We start from the raw sequence: 18,974 nt of genomic DNA on the forward strand, positions 1-18,974 counted from the left end.
CATTACTTTCGGGGGAGCCCCCGGATATCCACAGGAAATGGCTGCGCATCATTTCCTAAACAACGAAAAAGCCGGCTTCGGCCGGCTCTTCTCCCATAAACGTTTTCTATGAAAAGGTGAACGCTTCTCTTTCATACTGTGGTATAATGGGATCTGATTCCCTCCATCGGGTTCGGCTCCATAAGCTGTTCTCGGCATGATACATATTGAATCCTTTTGACGAAAAACGCTTCCGCAGCATATACAATTCTGTACATGATAACATACCGAAAGTAGGTTCCACTTGATGTTAACCAAAAAAAGGTTTCTATCGATATTTATTTTATCGGTAATCCTGATTTTATTATTGAACCACGTTACCTATTATTTCTCTACCAAGAAGCTGCTGACCGAAAACCAAATGCTGCAAAACGAAGCCATCGCCAAGCAAATCAGCATGTCGATCGAGCAGGCGCAATCCGGCAGTCAATATTTGATGGATACGATGACCTCCCAGCTGCGCACCGCGGCACTGGTCATCAAGGATCGGCTCAGTCCCGACATTGCCGATGTCACGGATGAACAGCTGCTGCAGCTGCGGGACGAGATCGGCCTTATCTCCGGCATTACGCTGTTCGAACGCAAACCGGACGGAGATATCGTCGGAGCCCGCTCTACCGACCCTAAGGAACGCGGCATCAGTACCCGCTCTTGGGGTTCATGGTTTAAGGCGTTCAATCAGCTGTTCGATGAAAAAAAGGTAACCGGCGATAAATACGACGGCATCAAGCTGCCAAATTATTGGTCAGGCCCGCTTGAAATCGCGACCAGCGATCCGACGCGAATCGGCGCCTGGGGCTATTATTACGACGGAAGCACCAATTACCTGATCGATCCGTGGCTGCAGAACAGCTCGATCCAGGAATACGAGAACATTACCGGGCCTTCCGCCTTGCTCAAGCATACGATGGAAAGCAACAAGCAGGTGCTGGAGATTACAATTTTCAACCCGGACAAGGTCGGCAGGGAAGTCGCCCGCGGGCTTAACGCCAATAACGAGCAATGGGTCAAGCTGGTCGACCGCCAAATTATGTACGGAGATTATAGCTACATCGATTCCGATCACGATTTCGCCAATGTCGTCGGATCAGCGCAATCCGATACGCCGGTCAGCACGACGGCCCAAATTAACGGGAAGCATGTTTTGAAAACGTTCGTTCCTATGAAGGACGCCAAAATTCCGTATGTCGTCTCGATTGTCAGCGACTACGATTCGATTCATCAGCAGTTGAACAAGCAATTGGTAAACCTGCTGTACGTGCTATTGGTTACGACGCTGATTATTCTGGCTCTCGTCTACTTAGTGGCGCGCTGGATTCATAAGGCCAAAGACGATGCGACCCGGTCGGCGCAGGAATCGTTCATCGACCAGATCAATTCGATGTTCATTACGATTAAAGGGCAGCGCCATGATTTCTTGAATCATCTGTCCACACTGCATGCCCTGGTTCAAATGAAAAAATATAACGAGATCAAAACGTACTCCGAGGAATATTTGGGAGAAATAATTGAGATCAACGATATTATCAATATCGGCAACCCGGCGATCGGCGCTTTGATCCAGTCAAAAATCGCCAAATCGATGCCGCTTCATATTCACTTCCAATATGAAATCGAAGGCATGCAGGAGCTTGCGCTCGGCGTCAAATCGGTCGATATCGTCAAAATTATCGGCAATCTGATCGATAACGGCATGATGAGCATCGAAGTCGCAAACCCTTTAAGCCAATCTATTGCAGAGCACGAAGTTCCGCTGCTCTTCAAGGAAGGCCACAGCACGAAGCAAAAGACCGGGCATTCCGGCCTAGGTCTTGCCATCATCCGCGAGCTCGTCAAAAAATACAAAGGTCATATTCATTGCGACGCGCAATCCGAGGCGGCTGTCATCCGCTTCAAGGTGCTGCTGCCGATTGAAAAGCACCGCAAGGAAGCCGGTTGACCTCAGTTGCTTCCACCGCGCGGGAAAGCCCCCGGAATCGGCCCATCAGGCCGTTTTCCAGGGGCTTTTCGACCATTTACCATGCGTAAGCTTTCGGCGCGTCGCCTCCGGGGCCGGGGAATATCTCGTCCAGCCGCCGCAGCACGTCCTCGCTGAGCTGAATGTCTACGACGCGCAGCGTGCTCTGGAACTGCTCCAAGGTGCGCGGACCGATAATCGGCGCGGTCATCGCCGGATGCACCAGCGTCCAGGCCAGCGCTACATTGGCCTCGCTCTCCCCGAGCTCCCTGCACAGCTTGCCGAAGGCTTCCAGCTGCCCGCGGCGCTGTTCGGCGCGCGCCTGGTTGCGGACGCTGCGCGATCCTTGCGCAGGGTTCAAAGCGTTGCCGCCGAGCAGACCGCCGTCCAGCGGGCTCCAGGCGATGACGCCGATGCCGAATTCCTCGGCCGCCGGGAGCACTTCCAGCTCGGGCAACCGGCACAGCAGGCTGTATTTATGCTGCTCCGACACAAGCCCTAAGAAATGGCGGCTGCGCGCTTCGTACTGCGCCTTCACCAGATCGCGCCCGGCAAAGTTGCTCGACCCGACGTAACCGATCTTTCCTTGATAAATATGTACGCGAAACGCTTCCCACAGCTCGTCCCAAGAGACGTCGCGGTCCACGTGATGCATTTGGTACAGCTCGATATGATCGGTTTGCAACCGCTGCAGCGACGCCTCCAAATGACGCCTGATTTTATAAGAGGATAATCCCCGAGCCGCATTAGGCCCGTCATTCGGGTCTTCCATATCTCCAAATACTTTGGTGGCAAGGACCACCTTCTCGCGCCGGCCTCCGCCTTGAGCGAACCAGCGGCCGATAATTTCCTCGGTTTTGCCGCGCGCGCCTACTCCGCCGTACACGTTGGCCGTATCGAAGAAGTTGACTCCCGCATCGACTGCCGCATCCATAATCCGGTATGCTTCCTTTTCATCCGTATCGACGCCGAAGTTCATAGTTCCCAAACAAAGCCTGCTGACCTTTAACCCGGAACGACCTAAATAAGTGTACTCCATCACAAATACCTCCTTATTTTGAACATGCTACGGTACAGACATTCTCATCATACCTCCACTTGTCTATTTATTCCAGTACGCAATAATAGGTGAGATAGGAAGCTCAGGTAAATTTAGTAACCTTCGGGTAAGCTTTTAGCAGGAATTTCTTTCCACGACGGTGCTCTCCACGACAATATTTTCCGGGAAATGATCGGTCAGCACGCCGAGCTTATGCATCAACAGCCGTACGGATTGGGCCCCCAGCTCGGAAGGCCTGAGATCCATGCTGGTTAAGGACGGATTCGACTGCACCATCATCGACAAATCGCCGCAGATGACAAACAGCGCCACGTCCTCCGGCACCCGCAGCCCCAGCTCCTTAAGCGCGTTCAGGGAGCTGAACGCCGTTCTGTCGTCATCCGCGATGATCGCCGTCACGCCTCGGCCTTGCCCGTTAAGAACCTCCAGCGTCTCCGCATAGCCGTAATCCATATACTCGTTGGACAATATTGCCGGCTTATGATGAATCATATACGCTTCCACCGGAAGCCGGCGCTCTTCCATCGCCCGGATAAAGCCCTCGTTGCGGTCGATCGACACGGTCATCAGCTCGTTGGCATTCAGAAACATCATGCTGCGGTGGCCTTTGTCCGCCAAATACCGCACGATCTTATGCATCATCCGCTCGTTGTCGTTATCTACGCTGGGGGCGTTCTCGATATCGGCGTTCATTACTCTCCCGACCGTGACGAACGGAATGTCGTCCACATGCAGCAGCCGAATGCGTTCGTCGTCGGTCGTCGGGCTCATCACGACGGCGCCGTCGATCGGGTAGCTCGACAGAAACGGCGTCTTCACCTGCTGGGTCGGAATCATATCCAGCAGCACCCGGTATCCGTGATAGGAAGCTTCCAGCACAACCCCGTTAATGAACTGATTATGGAAGGCGCTGAAAAAGAAATTGCCGTGCGGGATCGTCAGGCCGATCGCCATCGTCTTCTTCGTTACCAGGCTGCGGGCAATATGGTTGGGCACATAATTCAGCTGCCTCGATACGCTCAGCACCCTCTCCGTCACTTCCTTACTCGTTCGCCGCTTCTGGCTGAACACATTGGATACCGTGCCCTTGGACACCTTGGCCAGCCTTGCTACGTCGTCGATTTTGGCCATGACTACCCCGACATCCTCCCTAAGTCCGCTTCTTCAAGCCGTTCATTCAGCCGTTCCGCCAAATCGACCAAATCCATCGGCTCCTTGATCGTATAATCGGGAATTTCGCTCTCGTCGGTTGGCTGCTTCGGGTACCTCGGCGTCCAGCTCAGGAATATGCTGGTGATCCCCATTTGATTGGCCCCTTTAATATCCCGGCCCAAATTGTTCCCCACCATCACAATGCGAGGGAGATCCCGCTCGCTTAAATCCATCGCCCCGACAGCCGCCTTAAACATGCGCGGGCTCGGCTTGAATGCCTTCACCGTTTCGGAATACACCATCGTTTCAAAATCATCGTACAGTCCGTTTTGCGTAAGTATATTTTTGAACGATTGGGCGTAGCCGTCGGCCACCAGCGCAAGCCGGTATCCCCGCTCGGCCAGTGTCTTCACCATCCGGTCCGCCCCGGGAATGACGTCGGCCTGCACGACGATATCGTGCTCGTCGCGGATTTCCGTACCTTCATCGATAATCGTATCCCCGCAGTCGAGAAAAATAATCAGCTTCTTCGCGCTCGGTTGAGCTTCATCCTTCGTGTTCATAAACGGGCAACCCCTTTCAGATTCAATTCGCCGGCGTAATGGCAGGCTGCGTAATGCTGCTCGCCGATCTGCTGCAGCTGCGGCTCCTGCCGGGTACATAAATCCGTCTTGTAAGCGCATCGCGGATGGAAGTGGCAGCCGCTCGGCGGATTCGCCGGATTCGGAACCTCTCCCTCCAGAATGATCCGCTCCTTCCGGAGGCGAGGGTCCGGCTCGGGCACGGCCGACAGAAGCGCTTCCGTATACGGGTGCTTAGGCAGCGAGAACAGCGGCTCGGCCGGAGCCAGCTCCACGATTTTGCCCAGGTGCATGACCGCCACCCGGTCCGAAATATTTTGCACGATCGATAAATCGTGGGAAATAAAAATATACGTAATTTGCAGCTGCTGCTGCAAATCCTTCAGCAAATTAATGATCTGCGCCTTAATCGAAACGTCCAGCGCCGATACCGCTTCGTCGCAGACGATCAGGCGGGGGCGCGAGATCAAGGACCGGGCGATCGCAATGCGCTGTCTCTGTCCACCGGAGAAGGCGTGCGGATACCGCTTCAGGTAGCTGACATTAAGGCCGGTCTTCTGCGCAATGTCGGTTACCTTCTCGTCCACTTCCTCCTTGGACAGCTTGAAATTGGCGAGCAGCGGCTCGGAGATAATGTCATAGACGCTCATTCTCGGACTTAAGGACGAGTACGGGTCCTGGAAAATCATCTGAACGTCTTTTCGCAGCCGTTTGAATTCCTTGCCCTTTAAGGTTAAAAAATCGACCTCTTCCCCGGCCTCGGTTTGGTACAGCACCTGGCCCGACGTCGCGTTCATCCCCCGCACGATACAGCGCCCCAGCGTCGTCTTCCCGCAGCCCGACTCGCCGACGATGCTGAGCGTTTCGCCTTCGAACAGCTCGAAGGATACGCCGCTCAGCACGCGGACCGAGGTCGGCTTGCGAAACCACGTTTTATCCGACTTGACCTGAAAATCCTTATTTAAGTTTACGACGTTCAGTAGCTGCTTAGCCATATTAGTTGCCTTCGCCTCCATCCTTGTACAAGAAACACCGCACCGTATGATTGCCGGATATCCGGGTCGCCGGAGGAGCCTGCGTATTGCATACGCCCTCGATCCGCTCCTTGCAGCGGTCGTAGAAGCCGCACATCGGCGGCATATTGATCGGCATCGGCACGGTGCCCTCGATGGAATCGAGCCGCTTCTGCTTGTCGGCCCCGAGCTTCGGCATCGAGCGGAGCAGGCCCTTCGTATACGGATGCTTCGGGTTGTAGAAAATGTCGTCGACCGTCGACTGCTCCACGATCCTCCCCAAATACATGACGGCCACCTCGTCGCACATTTCGGCAATGATGCCCAGATCATGCGTGACGAGCAGGATCGCCATGCCGAATTCCTGCTGCAGCTGCTTCATCAGCTCCAGCACCTGCGCCTGGATCGTAACGTCAAGCGCGGTCGTCGGCTCGTCGGCAATCAGGAGCTCGGGGTTGCACGACAGAGCCATCGAGATCATCGCCCGCTGACGCATGCCGCCGGAAAATTCATGCGGATATTGATCGAACCGCTTCTCCTGGTCGGAGATGCCGACCTTGCCGAGCATCTCCAGCGCAATTCGCTTCGCTTCCCGCTTATCCTTCGTGCGGTGTATCCGAATCGCCTCCATAATCTGATTGCCGATCGTATACATCGGCGAGAAGGCGGTCATCGGCTCCTGGAAGATCATCGCGATTTTGCGGCCGCGAATCGAACGGATTTGTTTGCTGCGCGGTCCCAGCGACAGCAGGTCGAGCTGCTGCAGCGCCTTCTCCTCCGCCGAATGATACATAATGCGGCCGGTCGTCTCGCATTCCTTCGGATTAATCCCGATAATAGCCCGGCTGGTCAAGCTCTTGCCGCAGCCCGACTCGCCGACGAGGCCCAGCGTCTTCCCTCGCTTGATTTCGAAATCGACCCCGTCTACCGCTTTCATTTCCCCGTTGTCCATTTGGATGCGGATTTTCAAATTTTGCACGGACAAAAGCGGATCTTCTTCCGTCCTTGCCGCAATTTCCGTTGCCGAAGCTTGAGAAGCCAATACGATCCCCTCGCTTTGTAGGTTAAATAAAGTCCGTCTTGCCGGACCGACAGCTCGCCGCTATCTCTTGTACGGATCGGCGGCGTCGCGCAGGCCGTCGCCCAAAAAGTTAAAGGTCAGCACGGCGATAATAACGAATCCCAGAGGAATTAACTTCCAAGGATAGAGCGCCACGTTGTCGATCTGCTGCGCTTCCTGCAGCAGCACGCCCCAGCTGGTCGCGGGCGAACGAATGCCGAGGCCGAGGAAGCTCATCGCCGTCTCGCCGAGAATCATCCCGGGGATAGCCAGCGTCGTCGCTACCACCAGATAACTGATGAAGCCGGGAAGCAGATGCTTGACGATAATTTTCGCATCGCTGACGCCGGCTATTTTCGCCGCCATGACATATTCCTCGTTTTTCAGCGAAATGAATTTCCCCCGAGCCACGCGAGCCAGATCGGTCCAGCCGATAAAAGCGAAAATAATGACGATATAAATATACATCGTGACGACCGGAATCCGGGGCGGAATGGCCGCCGAGAGCGCCATCCACAGCGGAAGCGTCGGGAAGGAGCGGATGATCTCGATCAGCCGTTGAATGACCGAGTCGATCCAGCCGCCGAAATAGCCGGAGACGCCCCCGATCATTAGGCCGAGAACGAAGCTGATCGCGACGCCGATCAAAGGAATGCTCAGCGAGATTTGGCTGCCCAGCACAATTCTCGAGAACAGGTCCCGCCCCATGCCGTCCGTGCCGAACAGAAACAGCCTGCCCGGCTGCTCGACCCCGAACAGATGCGTGCTCGTCGGGATCAGACCGAGAAATTTGTAGCTCTCCCCTTCGACAAAGAAGCGGAGCGAATACTGAATCGTCTCGTCATCGACGAATATTTTGCGGAAGGTGACCGGATCACGGCCGGACTTCAGTTCATAGACAAAGGGGCGGAGGTGAAACTTGCCGTCCGCATTGACAAAATGCAGGCCCATCGGCGGCGCGTTGACATATTTGCTGTCATAGCTTTGCAGGCCGTAAGGCGCGAGGAACTGGGCGAACAAAGCGGCCGCGTAGAACAGCGACAAGATGACCAGACTGATGCGGGCCAGCTTATGCTTCTTCAGCCGTTGGTACATCAGGCGCCATTGCGAGCTGTAATAGGCGTCTTCCTGCTTGGCGGGCTTCCTGCCGACTATATCCGGCTTGCGGAATATCGTTATCGTTTTCATCGATTACATCCCCCTGAACTCTGTGCGAATTTTGGGGTCGAGCCATGCCAGCAATATGTCCGAGATTAACGTCCCGATGACCGTCAATACGGCCATAAACAAGAGCCACGTGCCCGCCAGATACATATCCTGGCCTAGCAGGGCGTTATACATAACAGGCCCCTGAATCGGCAGATTGAGCACGATCGCCGTAATCGTCGATCCCGTAAAAATCGAAGTTAACGACCAGCCCAGCGTGCTGACGATCGGATTCAAGGCGGCGCGCGTCGGATATTTCAGCAAAATTTTCGTCTCCGACAAGCCTTTGGCTCTTGCGGTGATGACGTTCGGCTTGTTCAGTTCGTCCAGCATTTGCCCCCGCATGACGCGGATCAGCTCCGCCGTATTGGCCAATCCGATGACGATGACGGGAATGATCATATGCTTCAGCAAATCGAGCACCTTGCCCACCGACCAGGCCGCATTCACGTAATCGCTGGAAAATAGTCCGAGCAGCGGGTCGCCGAAATATTCATACGAAAGATACATTAAGATGATCGCCAGCAAAAAATGCGGCGTCGCCATCCCGAGAAAACCGATGGCGGAGAAAATATAGTCTCCCGCCGAATACTGCCGCACCGCACAGTAAATGCCGATGGGCACGGCGACCAAATACGTGAAGGCCATCGTGACGAGCGACACGATCAGCGTGAGCGCCATATACTGCTCGATCACCGCCATCACCGGCTTGTTGTAGTTAAAGGAATACCCGAAGTCAAAGTGAAGTATAATGTTCTTCATCCACAGCAAATATTGGACGAACCACGGCTTGTCGAGCTTCAGGCTCGCCCTCATCTCATCCATGTCCTGCTGCGACATCACGTCGCCGGCTACGGACATTTTGGCCGCATAGCTGGAGACGTAGTCGCCGGGAGGCAGCTGGATAATATAAAACACGATAATCGAAATGACGATAACGACGGGGATGACCATAACGATTCTTCTTGCGATATAAGGGAGCATCTGATCCTATCCTCTCTCTCCTTAAGCTCCGATACGGCTGAGACGACGGGGTAACGGAGGGGAATAACGATTCCCTTCCGTTACGAGTCTGTCCGATGAACGACGTAGAAGGTATATAGGCAAAATGACAGTAATTAAGCAGCGTCAGCGGAGAAATATACAGTCATTATTCGTTCAATATGCACAAACGTAACTCCGTCGGACAGACTCTTACCCGCCGGTTTCGGTAGTTATTTGATGAAAAACTGCGCCGGATGGCCGTGACCGAGACTGCGGAATTCGTCGCAGTGAATGAGATCCTTCGGCACGTTATGCATTTTATTGGAGGCGACGATCAGCTTGGGCGTCGGGCCCGCATAGCCGATAATCCACTGGTTCTTCTGATGAAGCTTAATGATCTCATTGCTCCACTTGGTAATCTCCTCCTTCGTCGTCGAAGCCTTCACCTTATTCCAGTAATCCATAATTAGAGCTACGTCGCCTTCCGGCTTCACCCCTTCTTTGCCGTTGGAAGAAGTATATAAGCCGTAATGTCCGTACCATGGAGTCAGCACCCTTAGCGGAACGAGCGTATCCGGTCTGAACGATACGTTGACGACCGAAATATTTTCGGCGGTCGCCGGAATTTTATTCGAATATTTCAGCTCCTGATGCGTCCCCTGATCGACGACCTTCAAATCGACCTTGATGCCGACCGCTTCGTAATACTTCTTGACCAGCTCCAGGAACGAAGCCGTGCTCGTGCTCGGTTCAATGATCGTAATCGTTAAATCCGAGCCGTCCGCGTTGAGACGGAAATTATTTTTGTCGCGCTTCGTGAGTCCGAGCTCGTCGAGCAGCTGGTCGGCCCGCTTCGGATCGTATGCGCTCCACTGATCGGCCCAGCCCTTCTGGTAACCGACCAGCCCTTCCGGCACCGAAGCCTGCTGCGGGGCTCCGAGTCCGTTCGTTACAATCTCCGAAATCTCCTTGCGGTCTACGGCGACGGACAGCGCTTCCCTGAACTTGCTGTCCTGGAACAGCTTGCGCAAATTAGGATCGTCGATCGTCTGATTCAGCTGAATACCTGCGCTGGACCAGGACGGCGTGTTCCATGGAATGACCCGGAAGTTCGCTTTCTTCTCGTTTTCCTTCAGCACCGTGAAATCCTTGAAATCGAATTCGAGCAGGTTATAATCACCCGCCAGCGTGCCGAGCACGCGCTGCGCAGGGTCCTGCACCTTCGTCGCTACGATCCGGTCCATATAAGGCAGCTGATTGCCTGCCGCGTCCACTTTCCAATAATACGGATTGCGTTCCATAATGAACTGATCGCTGTTCGGATCGTTCTTCGCCACCCATGCCCTCAGCGTCGGGATTTGCGGGTAAATCCAATAGTAATAGCCGGTCGCTACAAGGAACGACTTGACATCCTCGAAGCCCCACTTCTTGGCCGTCTCCAGCGCCTTGTCGTCGCCGATAAACTCGGGCAAAATCGTCTTCTGGAAATGGGCCGGCGCAAAAAACCATTTGTTGTCGATCGCAACGCGCTCCAGAAACTGCACGCTCGGATATTTATGTATGACCTTGAACGTATAGTCGTCCACTTTCACGACCTGGGCCAACGCTTTGTCGCCGGTGACCGGATCGACCGAATAGTAAGCGTCGTATATTTTTTTGCCGAAGGTTTCTTTGGTCAGCATATGCTCCCAATAAAAGAGAACGTCGTCGGCCGTAAACGGCTCGCCGTCCGACCACTTCATGCCTTTTCGCAAATAAATGGTAAATTCGGTGGAGTCTTTATTGACGTCGTAGCCTTTGGCGACATTAGGCTCTACCGTGCTTCCGTCCTTGTTGAAGCGAAAGAGCGCTTCTTCCGTCGGCTGGCCAACCGTCCAGCGGTCGTTCGGTCCGCCCCACGGCAGCTTCCAATCGCCTCCGTAGGTTCCCGTCTCCTCGACGACCTTCTCCACCATAGTGTCTTCTTTCGCCGGCATCCGTTCGGCGACGGGCTTCAAGGTTCCTGCCCCGACCAGCTTGTTGAGCATAGGCGCTTCTTTGAAGGCGTCTATTTTCTCCGGAGCGACAGGAGGCGGCGCCGGAGTAACCTGTGCTGTGGCCGGTGAGCCCGGATCGCTTTCGCATGCCGCCAAAGCGAAGACCATAAGGAAAATCATACAAACAAGATACCATCTGCTTCTCAACATAATCCCCTCCATGATCATATCTGACAACGACTACCTGAGGAATCAACCTGTACTGCGGCGTACTTACGCCGATGCGCGGCATGCGGCCGGCCAAATGTCGGGATGCGGCGCTGCCCTTGGTGCGTTCTCACCTCCTTGAATCATTAAATCGGTTTAAAGGAGAATTAAACCGGTTTAATAACAGAGTCGGATAAACCTTTATCAAATCCTTACGAAGGGGGAGCGTCCGCAGCAAAAAGCGCCGTATCGGGATGAATGACTGCATTCAGCGGTTCATGGCAGCAGTTAACGGCGGGCTCCAATTCCAATCTATACAGCAGGACATGGGATGTTGTAGGCATGGGTTATGAAATCGTGCGGTGTGTGGTATGCAGAGATGCGGGTGTCGGTACGATGATCTGTCGCGCCATGATTAAACCGGTTTAATCAGGGGATGTTGGTTGAATATGGTTTGTAAGCGCTTAATTAAATACTACATTGGATTGATTCATAATGCAATAGCTTTATGTTATGAAATTATTTTCATGGGATCGCCCCGTACGCACAGAAGCAGCCCGCGTGTCTGCCATGTCGTGCTGTCACGGCAGTCGCGGGCCGGTGAATTTACGGTTCGCTCTTACGAACGGAAGCTGCATAAGCGCTTCCTACCGAGGCGGGCCGCCGCTCCCGCTCTAATGCACATAGACCGAGGATGCGATGAAATTGAGCATGAACAGCGCTGCAATGACGTAGAGCATCGCAGGCACCTGCTTGAATTGACCGGTCGCCAGCTTCATCAGCGGGTAAGCGATGAAGCCGAAAGCAAGCCCGTCGGCGATGCTTGAAGTTAAAGGGATACAGACGATGATCAGGAAGGCCGGAAACACCTCCGACAGATCGTGAAAAGGAATTTCCTGCACGCTCTTCATCATCAGCGCCCCGATGACGATCAGTACCGGAGCGACCGCATTGCCGGGAATCATTCCGATGAACGGCAGCGCCAGAGCCGATACCCCGAGCAGGACAGCGGTGATCAAGGCGGGGATGCCCGTCCTTCCTCCCTCCGATATCCCCGACGCGCTTTCCGCGGAAGCGATGGTCGGACTTGTACCGAGCAGGCCGGAGAGCACGGCGGAGAAGGCTACCGTCTGATAAGCCTTGGGGAACTTTCGCGCATCCGGGAGCATCCCGCTCAGCAGTCCCATATTTTCGAACAGCACGATCATGGTCATGGAGAAGACGGCGATCCAGAACGGGACCTGCCATAGATGAAAATCAATGGAAGTCATGATCCGCCCGTAAGCCCGGACATCCAGCGCCTCCGTCGTCATGTTCGCTTTTCCGGTACCGGCAAAAGTAATAAGGCTGGTGACGAAAATCCCGATGAGCAAGCTGCCCTTCACGTTTCGTACGAACAGCATAAACGTAACGGCCAAACCCGCCAGCGTCGACAGCATCACCGGATTGTGGAAGCTGCCCACAGTAACCAGCGTCGCCGAGCCGGACCTGATGATTTCTCCTTTTTGCAATCCGATAAAGGTCAGCAGCAGGCCGATGCCCGCCGTAATGCCGTGCTTCAAGGAAGGCGGGACGGCGCCGACGATTCGGCCCCCGAACGAAGTGACGCTCACGATTAGAAAGAGAATGCCGCTGACCGTAACGGCCGCCAGCCCCTGCTGCCAGGAAAGCCCCAGCGACTGAACGATCGTATAACTGAAAAAAGCGTTCAGCCCCATGCCCGGAATGACAATAATGGGCGCATTCGCCCAAAGAGCCATCAACAGGCAGCCGACGATCGAAGCGACCAGCGTGGCCATGACGCCGGCGCTTAACGGTATTCCCGAATCCTGCAAAATCAATGGATTGACCAATACGATATAGGCGCAAGTAAAAAAGGAAGTGAGCCCGGCCATGAGCTCCCTTCTCCATGTCGTTCCATGCGCTTCGAGCGCAAAATGCCGGTTAAAACGTTGAATCATCATTCTTCCCCCATTTCAACCCCTAACCCGCCCCATTATGCTTTGCATGCATAACTTCTATGAAATGAATCTTGTTGTTATAAGAAAGTTCCGGCAACCGTAGCCGAGATGACCGAAGCCAGCGTCGAGCCCAGAAGCAGCTTGAGCCCGAAACGCGCCGCCTGATTCCCCTGCTTCTCATCCAAAGCTTTAATGCCGCCGATAAGCGTGCCGATCGTGCCGAAATTGGCGAAGCTCACCAGGTAGACGGATAAGATGCCGATCGTCTTCGGAGACAGACTGGCCGCCAGCGATTGAAATCCCTGCATCGCGACAAATTCATTGGTCACGATTTTGGTCGCCATAATACTCCCCGCATGTACGGTTTCGTGCATCGGCACCCCCATAAGAAAGGCGATGGGAGCGAACACGTAGCCGAGAGCCGTCTGGAATGAGATATGGAAAGCTCCGGTGAAAGCATAGTTAAGCAAGCTCATTAATGCGACATAACCGACCAGCATGGCGGCGACGACGCAGGCGATCTTGAAGCCGTCCATAATGCTGTCGCCGACCATTTCGAAGAAGGCAGGCTTGGCCTCCCCGTCCTCCAGCAGCAGAAGATCCTCTTCGTCTTTGACTTCGTAAGGGTTGATGATGCTGGCAACGATCAGAGCCGACAAAATGTTCAGAACGACGCCGATGACGACATACTTGGGCTCGAGCATTTTCATATAAGAACCGACGATCGCCATGCTTACAGCGCTCATACCGGATGTACAGAACGTATACAGACGTTTCTCCGATACGAGTCTCAGCTGCTTTTTAACCGTTAAATAAACTTCCGGCTGGCCTAATACCGCGGTCGAAACCGCAATATAATTTTCGAGCCTGCCCATGCCGTTGATTTTGCTCAACGCTCTTCCCACATGTTTAATGACAAAAGGAAGAATTTTGAAATAATTAAAAATTCCGATCAGAATGGAAATAAAAATAATCGGAAGCAGCACATGCAAATAAAACGTAAACGCGCCTTCGTTCTCCAGACCGCCGAACACGAAGTCGATTCCCGTATCCGCCATCTCCAGCAGCTTATTGAACATCAGAGACAAATAACTTACGATCCCGATCCCCGCTTCCGTATTCAGCAGCACGAAGGCCAGAATGAGCTGAATGGCAATCATCGTAGCGGCAGGTCTGATCCGGATCTTCTTCCGGCCGTTGCTGAAAAGATAGGCGATCCCGAGCACAAACAATAAACCTGTCAGTAGAAATATCAAATTCATGATGTCACACCCATCTGCAAGTAAGATTCACGGTACGCTGTCGTCCAGTCGTCGGCCGTAAGGCCGACCGCCGGTTCACCGGCCGGCCGCTGGCGCCCCGTGCCGGGGTTCGCCGATACGGCTCAGCAGCCGATTCGCCTCGGCCATTACTTTCTCTTCGTCCATCGTCAAGCATTGTCCGTTCTTCACGACGACGTTTCCGTCGATATACACATCGCAAACATCCCGGCCGCAGACGGAGTACAGCAGATGCGAAGACGCCCTGCTCACCGGCTGCAAATGCGGCTTGTCATACGGATCGATGGTAATAAAATCGGCCCGTTTCCCGCGCTCGAGAGAGCCCGTATGGCTCATGCCGATCGCTTCGGCTCCCATCCGCGTAGCCATAGCGTATACGGTAGGGGCAGGCAGCCGTCCGGCGTCTTTGGCCGTTCCCTTCTGCAGCAGCGCAGCGGTCCGCATCTCTTCGAACATATCGAAATTATTGTTAGAAGCGACGCCGTCGGTCGCAATGCCGACCTTAATCCCGGCGTCCAGAAGCCGGCCGACGTCTGCGATGCCCGAACCCAGCTTCAGATTGCTGATCGGATTATGGGCGACCCTCACGTCGTGCCGCTTCATGATCTGCCGCTCTTCGTCATTCAGCACGACGCCGTGCGCCATCACCGCCGGCCGGCCGAAGAGGCCCAGACGGCGCAGATGCTCGACCGGCCGCACGCCGTAGCGCCGCTCGATGTCGCTTACCTCGGTCTCCGTCTCGGAGACGTGAATGTGCAGCATCAGATCGTTCTCATGCGCTATCCGCACGCTTTCGACTAACGCATGCGGAGTGCAGGCATACGGGCTGTGGGGGGCGACCATCGTCGTCAGCCGGCCGTCCGCGGCCGTCTTGTAACGCCGGGCAAACCGCTCCGCTCCGGCAAGATTCGCCTGCTGCTCCCGCAGCGTGCCCATACTGAATATCGTATACGAGAAGGCACCGCGGATTCCCGTCTCGGCGACGGCTTGCATCACCGCATCGGCGTCGATGCCTGCAGGATTAAACATATCGGAGAATGTCGTCGTTCCGGACTTCAGCATTTCCAGAATGCCCAGCCTGGCGCTGGCAGCAGCGATCTCCGTCGTAAATCTGGACTCCATCGGCCAAATTCGCGTCTCCAGCCAAGGCTTCAGCAGCATATCGTCACCGACGCCCCGGAGAATCGTCATCACGATATGGGAATGAGTATTAACAAGCCCGGGCAGCACCCATTTGCCAGCCAGATCGACGATCTCGTCCGCTCCGGCCAGCAGCTCTTCCGCATGATCGCCGATATAAACGATCGCCCCTCTCTCGACCACCATCATTCCCCGATCCATAGTCCGGTATTCGGAATCCATCGTAAAAAAATGACCGTGGATATACGCTGTTCTCAAGCTTCTCCCTCCCGCTCCTTCAAGTTTCGTCATTCGCCGTCCTTCCGGTTGAACTCGCCTTTGCCCCCGATGACGACTTCGACGCCGGCGCTGGTGCCGATCCGCGTCGCGCCGGCGCCGATCATCTGCCTGGCGGTGACCAGATCCCGGATTCCCCCGGAGGCCATGACGCCCATGTTCGGCCCGATCGTCTTGCGCATCAGCGCGATGTCGTCCGTCGTCGCCCCGCCCGGCCCGAAGCCGGTGGACGTTTTGACGAAGTCGGCGCCCTCCATCTTGCAAATCGAGCAGGCGATAATCTTCTCCTCGTAGGAGAGCAGACCCGTCTCCAGAATGACCTTGACCGCAGCCTGCCCTTCGCAGGCAATGACAACGCCCTCGATGTCCTTCTTCACCGTCTCGAAGTCGCCCGATTTCAGCGCCCCGATATTCAGCACCATGTCGATTTCCGCAGCTCCGCCGGCGATGGCGTCCTTGGCCTCGGCGATTTTGACGAACGTGCTGGTCGCTCCCAGAGGAAAGCCGACAACGGTGGACACCTTCACCCCGCTGCCTTCAAGCAGCTTGGCTGCCAGCCGCACCCAATACGGGTTCACGCACACGGAAGCCAAACCATATTCCTTCGCTTCGGCGCACAGCCTGATAATGTCCTCTCTCGTGCATTCCGCTTTCAATAACGTATGATCGATTTTTTTGGCTATTTCGTCCATGCCGCTTCTCTCCTTCGCTTACCTTTGTCCTTTTTCATAGGGCTTGCCCAAAGCCGCCGGCGCCACCGCACGTCCGACGAATCCGGCCAGTACGAGAATCGTTAACGCGTACGGGAAAATGTAAATAAAATCGACGGGGATATAATCGGTAATGCCGTGCACCTGAAAGACCGACTTCAACGCCGAAGCAATCCCGAAGAACAAGGCGGCGCACATCCCCGCAACCGGCCTCCATTTGCCGAAAATTAACGCCGCCAGAGCGATATATCCTTGGCCCGAGATCGTGCTGTGCGAGAAGTTGCTTGTCGTCGTCAGCGTCACCGTCGCTCCGCCCATTGCCGCCAGCGCCCCGCTGATCATCACGGCCATATAGCGCATCTTCGAGACGCTGATCGCCATCGAATCGGCCGCTTTCGGATGCTCGCCGACGGCGCGCAGGCGAAGGCCGAACGGCGTTTTATACAGCACGAACACCGAGACGGCGACCAGAATAAACGCCAGATAGCTGGTCGGATAGGCGCTGAACACGGCATGACCCAGAAACGGTATTTCGGATAGGAACGGAATATCCCACTTGGTGAACACCGCCTTCAGCGTAGGCGTCTGCGCCGCTCCGTGAAGGATGACCTTGCACAAATAAATCGTGATTCCTATCGCCAGGAAATTAAGCGCCACACCGCTTACGATCTGATCCGCCTTATAGGTTACCGATGCCACCGCATGCGGCACGGCGAAGATCGTCCCTGCCGCGACGGCCGCCGCAAAGCCGATCCACGGAGAAACCGCGCCGCCGCCGAGCTGCGTTTCCACGAAATACGTGACGATGGCCGCTGTGAAGGCTCCTACCGTCATTAATCCTTCCAGGGCGATGTTCGCCACGCCCGCGCGCTCCGAATACAACGCTCCGAGCGAAGCGAACACGAGCGCGGTCGCAAATACGATCGTCGTATGCATCAGCTCGCCGGTCATTTGGAGGAATTGCATTCTACAGCACCTCCTTCTTGTTCTTGGCCGTCAGCTTCAGCAGCTGCTTCACGATCTGATTGGCCGCTACGAAGAAAATAATTAAGGCGATCATAATGCTGACAAGCTCCTCGGGAACACCCGCTCCGAATTTCATGCCCGAAGCGCCGTAGGTTAAGACGCCGATCAGCACGGCTCCGAGGATCGCTCCGACAGGACTGTTTCTGCCGATCAGGGCAACCGCAATCCCCATCAGGCCGTATCCCGGAAAAGCGGTATTGACCGCCTGGTAATGAAACACGCCGAGCACCTCGCACACGCCTCCGACGCCTGCGAAGACGCCGCTGATGAACATCGCCTTGATTACGTTGCGGTTCACCTGGATGCCGGCATATTCCGAAGCGTCGGGATTGAGCCCGACGGCGCGCAGCTCGAACCCTTGCTTCGTTTTCCACAGCACCACGTAGAAGACGGCGGCCAGCGCCAGGGCCAGAACGATCCCGTAATGAATCCGCGAGCCTCCGAACAGCTCAGACAATCCCGCGGAGGACAGCCAGGCGCTCTTATCGACGACCTTGGACCTCATTTGGCCGGGTTCGAGCAGCCAAGCCTTGATCAAGTAGTTGGACAAGTACAACGCGATCCAATTCAGCATGATTGTCGTAATGACTTCGTGGACGCCGCGAACCGCCTTCAAATAGCCCGCTATCGAGCCCCACAATCCTCCGAGCAAACCACCTGCAACGACAGCCAGCGGAACGTGGATATACCACGGCATATGCAGGGAAATCCCGACGAAATCGGCCGCCAGCGCCCCCATAATGAACTGCCCTTCGGCCCCGATATTGAACAAGCCCGTCCGGAAAGCGAAGGCTACGGATAACCCGGTAAAAATAAACGGAGTAATCTGGCGGATCGTCTCCCCGGTATTGTATACGTCCCCGAATGCTTTACCGAACAAGGAGCCGTAGGCCAGCAGCGGATTATATCCGCCCGCTAGCATAATCAGCGATCCAAGCAGCAAGCCGATGCCGATGGCGATCAGCGATACTAACGAGGACTCTTTAAACAACCAGTGAATAAGCTTGCTCATGTGCTTTTCTCTCCTTGCCGCACTGCGCTTCCGGACATCATAAGCCCGATTTGCTGTTCATCCGTCGTTCGGGGATCGACGATCCCGACGATCGTTCCTTCATACATCACCACGATCCGGTCGGATAAATTCATGATTTCATCCAATTCGAGCGAATAGAGAAGCACCGCCTTCCCTTTATCCCTCTGTTCGACCAGCTTCTTATGAACTCAAGTTTCGCACCTTGAAAAACACGCTTAGATACTGCTGCTACTGAAAATCTTTTGAAAAATTAGCAAGCTTGACAGAAAAACACCCTTCATGTTTGGTAAAATGGAAATTGTCCAGATAACCA

The 18,974-nt window shown here is 54.8% G+C and carries 15 protein-coding genes and 1 pseudogene; 1 reads left to right on the plus strand and 15 read right to left on the minus strand.

Annotated features, from left to right (window positions below; genetic code table 11):
* The first annotated feature begins 286 nt into the window (after window positions 1–286).
* The gene (locus tag N0M98_RS21520; protein ID WP_249864503.1) at window positions 287–1,978 is read left to right on the plus strand and encodes a sensor histidine kinase; all 1,692 of its coding nucleotides are present in this window, start codon (window positions 287–289) and stop codon (window positions 1,976–1,978) included.
* A 76-nt stretch (window positions 1,979–2,054) separates the two neighbouring features.
* Here the strand turns inward: N0M98_RS21520 and N0M98_RS21525 are convergent, their stop codons facing one another.
* The 15 genes and pseudogenes from N0M98_RS21525 to N0M98_RS21595 form a co-directional block, all read right to left on the minus strand.
* Window positions 2,055–3,035 (minus strand): aldo/keto reductase, encoded by a 981-nt coding sequence (locus tag N0M98_RS21525; protein ID WP_249864504.1) that lies wholly within the window; start codon window positions 3,033–3,035, stop codon window positions 2,055–2,057.
* A 135-nt stretch (window positions 3,036–3,170) separates the two neighbouring features.
* The gene (locus N0M98_RS21530; protein ID WP_259619098.1) at window positions 3,171–4,187 is read right to left on the minus strand and encodes a LacI family DNA-binding transcriptional regulator; all 1,017 of its coding nucleotides are present in this window, start codon (window positions 4,185–4,187) and stop codon (window positions 3,171–3,173) included.
* A 2-nt stretch (window positions 4,188–4,189) separates the two neighbouring features.
* Window positions 4,190–4,771, minus strand: a complete 582-nt coding sequence (locus N0M98_RS21535) for an HAD family hydrolase (protein ID WP_249864506.1) — start codon at window positions 4,769–4,771, stop codon at window positions 4,190–4,192.
* Entirely contained in the window at window positions 4,768–5,784 is a 1,017-nt protein-coding gene (locus tag N0M98_RS21540; protein WP_249864507.1) for an ABC transporter ATP-binding protein, read from the minus strand. Before N0M98_RS21540 ends, N0M98_RS21535 begins: the two co-directional genes overlap by 4 nt.
* A 1-nt stretch (window position 5,785) precedes the next feature.
* Window positions 5,786–6,844, minus strand: a complete 1,059-nt coding sequence (locus tag N0M98_RS21545; protein WP_310944170.1) for an ABC transporter ATP-binding protein — start codon at window positions 6,842–6,844, stop codon at window positions 5,786–5,788.
* A gap of 60 nt (window positions 6,845–6,904) precedes the next feature.
* The gene (locus N0M98_RS21550; RefSeq protein WP_259619099.1) at window positions 6,905–8,050 is read right to left on the minus strand and encodes an ABC transporter permease; all 1,146 of its coding nucleotides are present in this window, start codon (window positions 8,048–8,050) and stop codon (window positions 6,905–6,907) included.
* A 3-nt stretch (window positions 8,051–8,053) separates the two neighbouring features.
* Window positions 8,054–9,052, minus strand: coding sequence for an ABC transporter permease (locus N0M98_RS21555; RefSeq protein WP_259619100.1), 999 nt, complete (start codon window positions 9,050–9,052; stop codon window positions 8,054–8,056).
* 230 nt (window positions 9,053–9,282) lie between these two features.
* Window positions 9,283–11,238, minus strand: coding sequence for an ABC transporter substrate-binding protein (locus tag N0M98_RS21560; protein ID WP_259619101.1), 1,956 nt, complete (start codon window positions 11,236–11,238; stop codon window positions 9,283–9,285).
* Window positions 11,239–11,909: 671 nt separating this feature from the next.
* Window positions 11,910–13,196 (minus strand): NCS2 family permease, encoded by a 1,287-nt coding sequence (locus N0M98_RS21565; RefSeq protein ID WP_259619107.1) that lies wholly within the window; start codon window positions 13,194–13,196, stop codon window positions 11,910–11,912.
* Between the two features lie 77 nt (window positions 13,197–13,273).
* The gene (locus N0M98_RS21570) at window positions 13,274–14,458 is read right to left on the minus strand and encodes a NupC/NupG family nucleoside CNT transporter (protein ID WP_249864511.1); all 1,185 of its coding nucleotides are present in this window, start codon (window positions 14,456–14,458) and stop codon (window positions 13,274–13,276) included.
* 75 nt (window positions 14,459–14,533) lie between these two features.
* Complete coding sequence (locus N0M98_RS21575; RefSeq protein WP_249866218.1) at window positions 14,534–15,838, minus strand: amidohydrolase family protein; 1,305 nt, start codon at window positions 15,836–15,838, stop codon at window positions 14,534–14,536.
* 65 nt (window positions 15,839–15,903) lie between these two features.
* Window positions 15,904–16,584: a deoxyribose-phosphate aldolase gene (deoC, locus tag N0M98_RS21580; protein ID WP_259619102.1), complete on the minus strand. Its 681-nt coding sequence runs from the start codon at window positions 16,582–16,584 to the stop codon at window positions 15,904–15,906.
* 18 nt (window positions 16,585–16,602) lie between these two features.
* A complete protein-coding gene (locus N0M98_RS21585) occupies window positions 16,603–17,568 on the minus strand; it encodes an ABC transporter permease (protein WP_259619103.1) in 966 nt (321 codons plus the stop codon).
* 1 nt (window position 17,569) lies between these two features.
* Entirely contained in the window at window positions 17,570–18,640 is a 1,071-nt protein-coding gene (locus N0M98_RS21590; protein WP_259619104.1) for an ABC transporter permease, read from the minus strand.
* Window positions 18,637–18,849: pseudogene (locus N0M98_RS21595) on the minus strand (heme ABC transporter ATP-binding protein); the annotation flags it as partial. The gene N0M98_RS21590 and the pseudogene N0M98_RS21595, both read right to left, overlap by 4 nt.
* Between the last annotated feature and the right edge of the window lie 125 nt (window positions 18,850–18,974).

Origin of the sequence: Paenibacillus doosanensis (assembly GCF_025060755.1) — a bacterium.
Taxonomy (GTDB): Bacteria; Bacillota; Bacilli; order Paenibacillales; family NBRC-103111; genus Paenibacillus_S; species Paenibacillus_S doosanensis.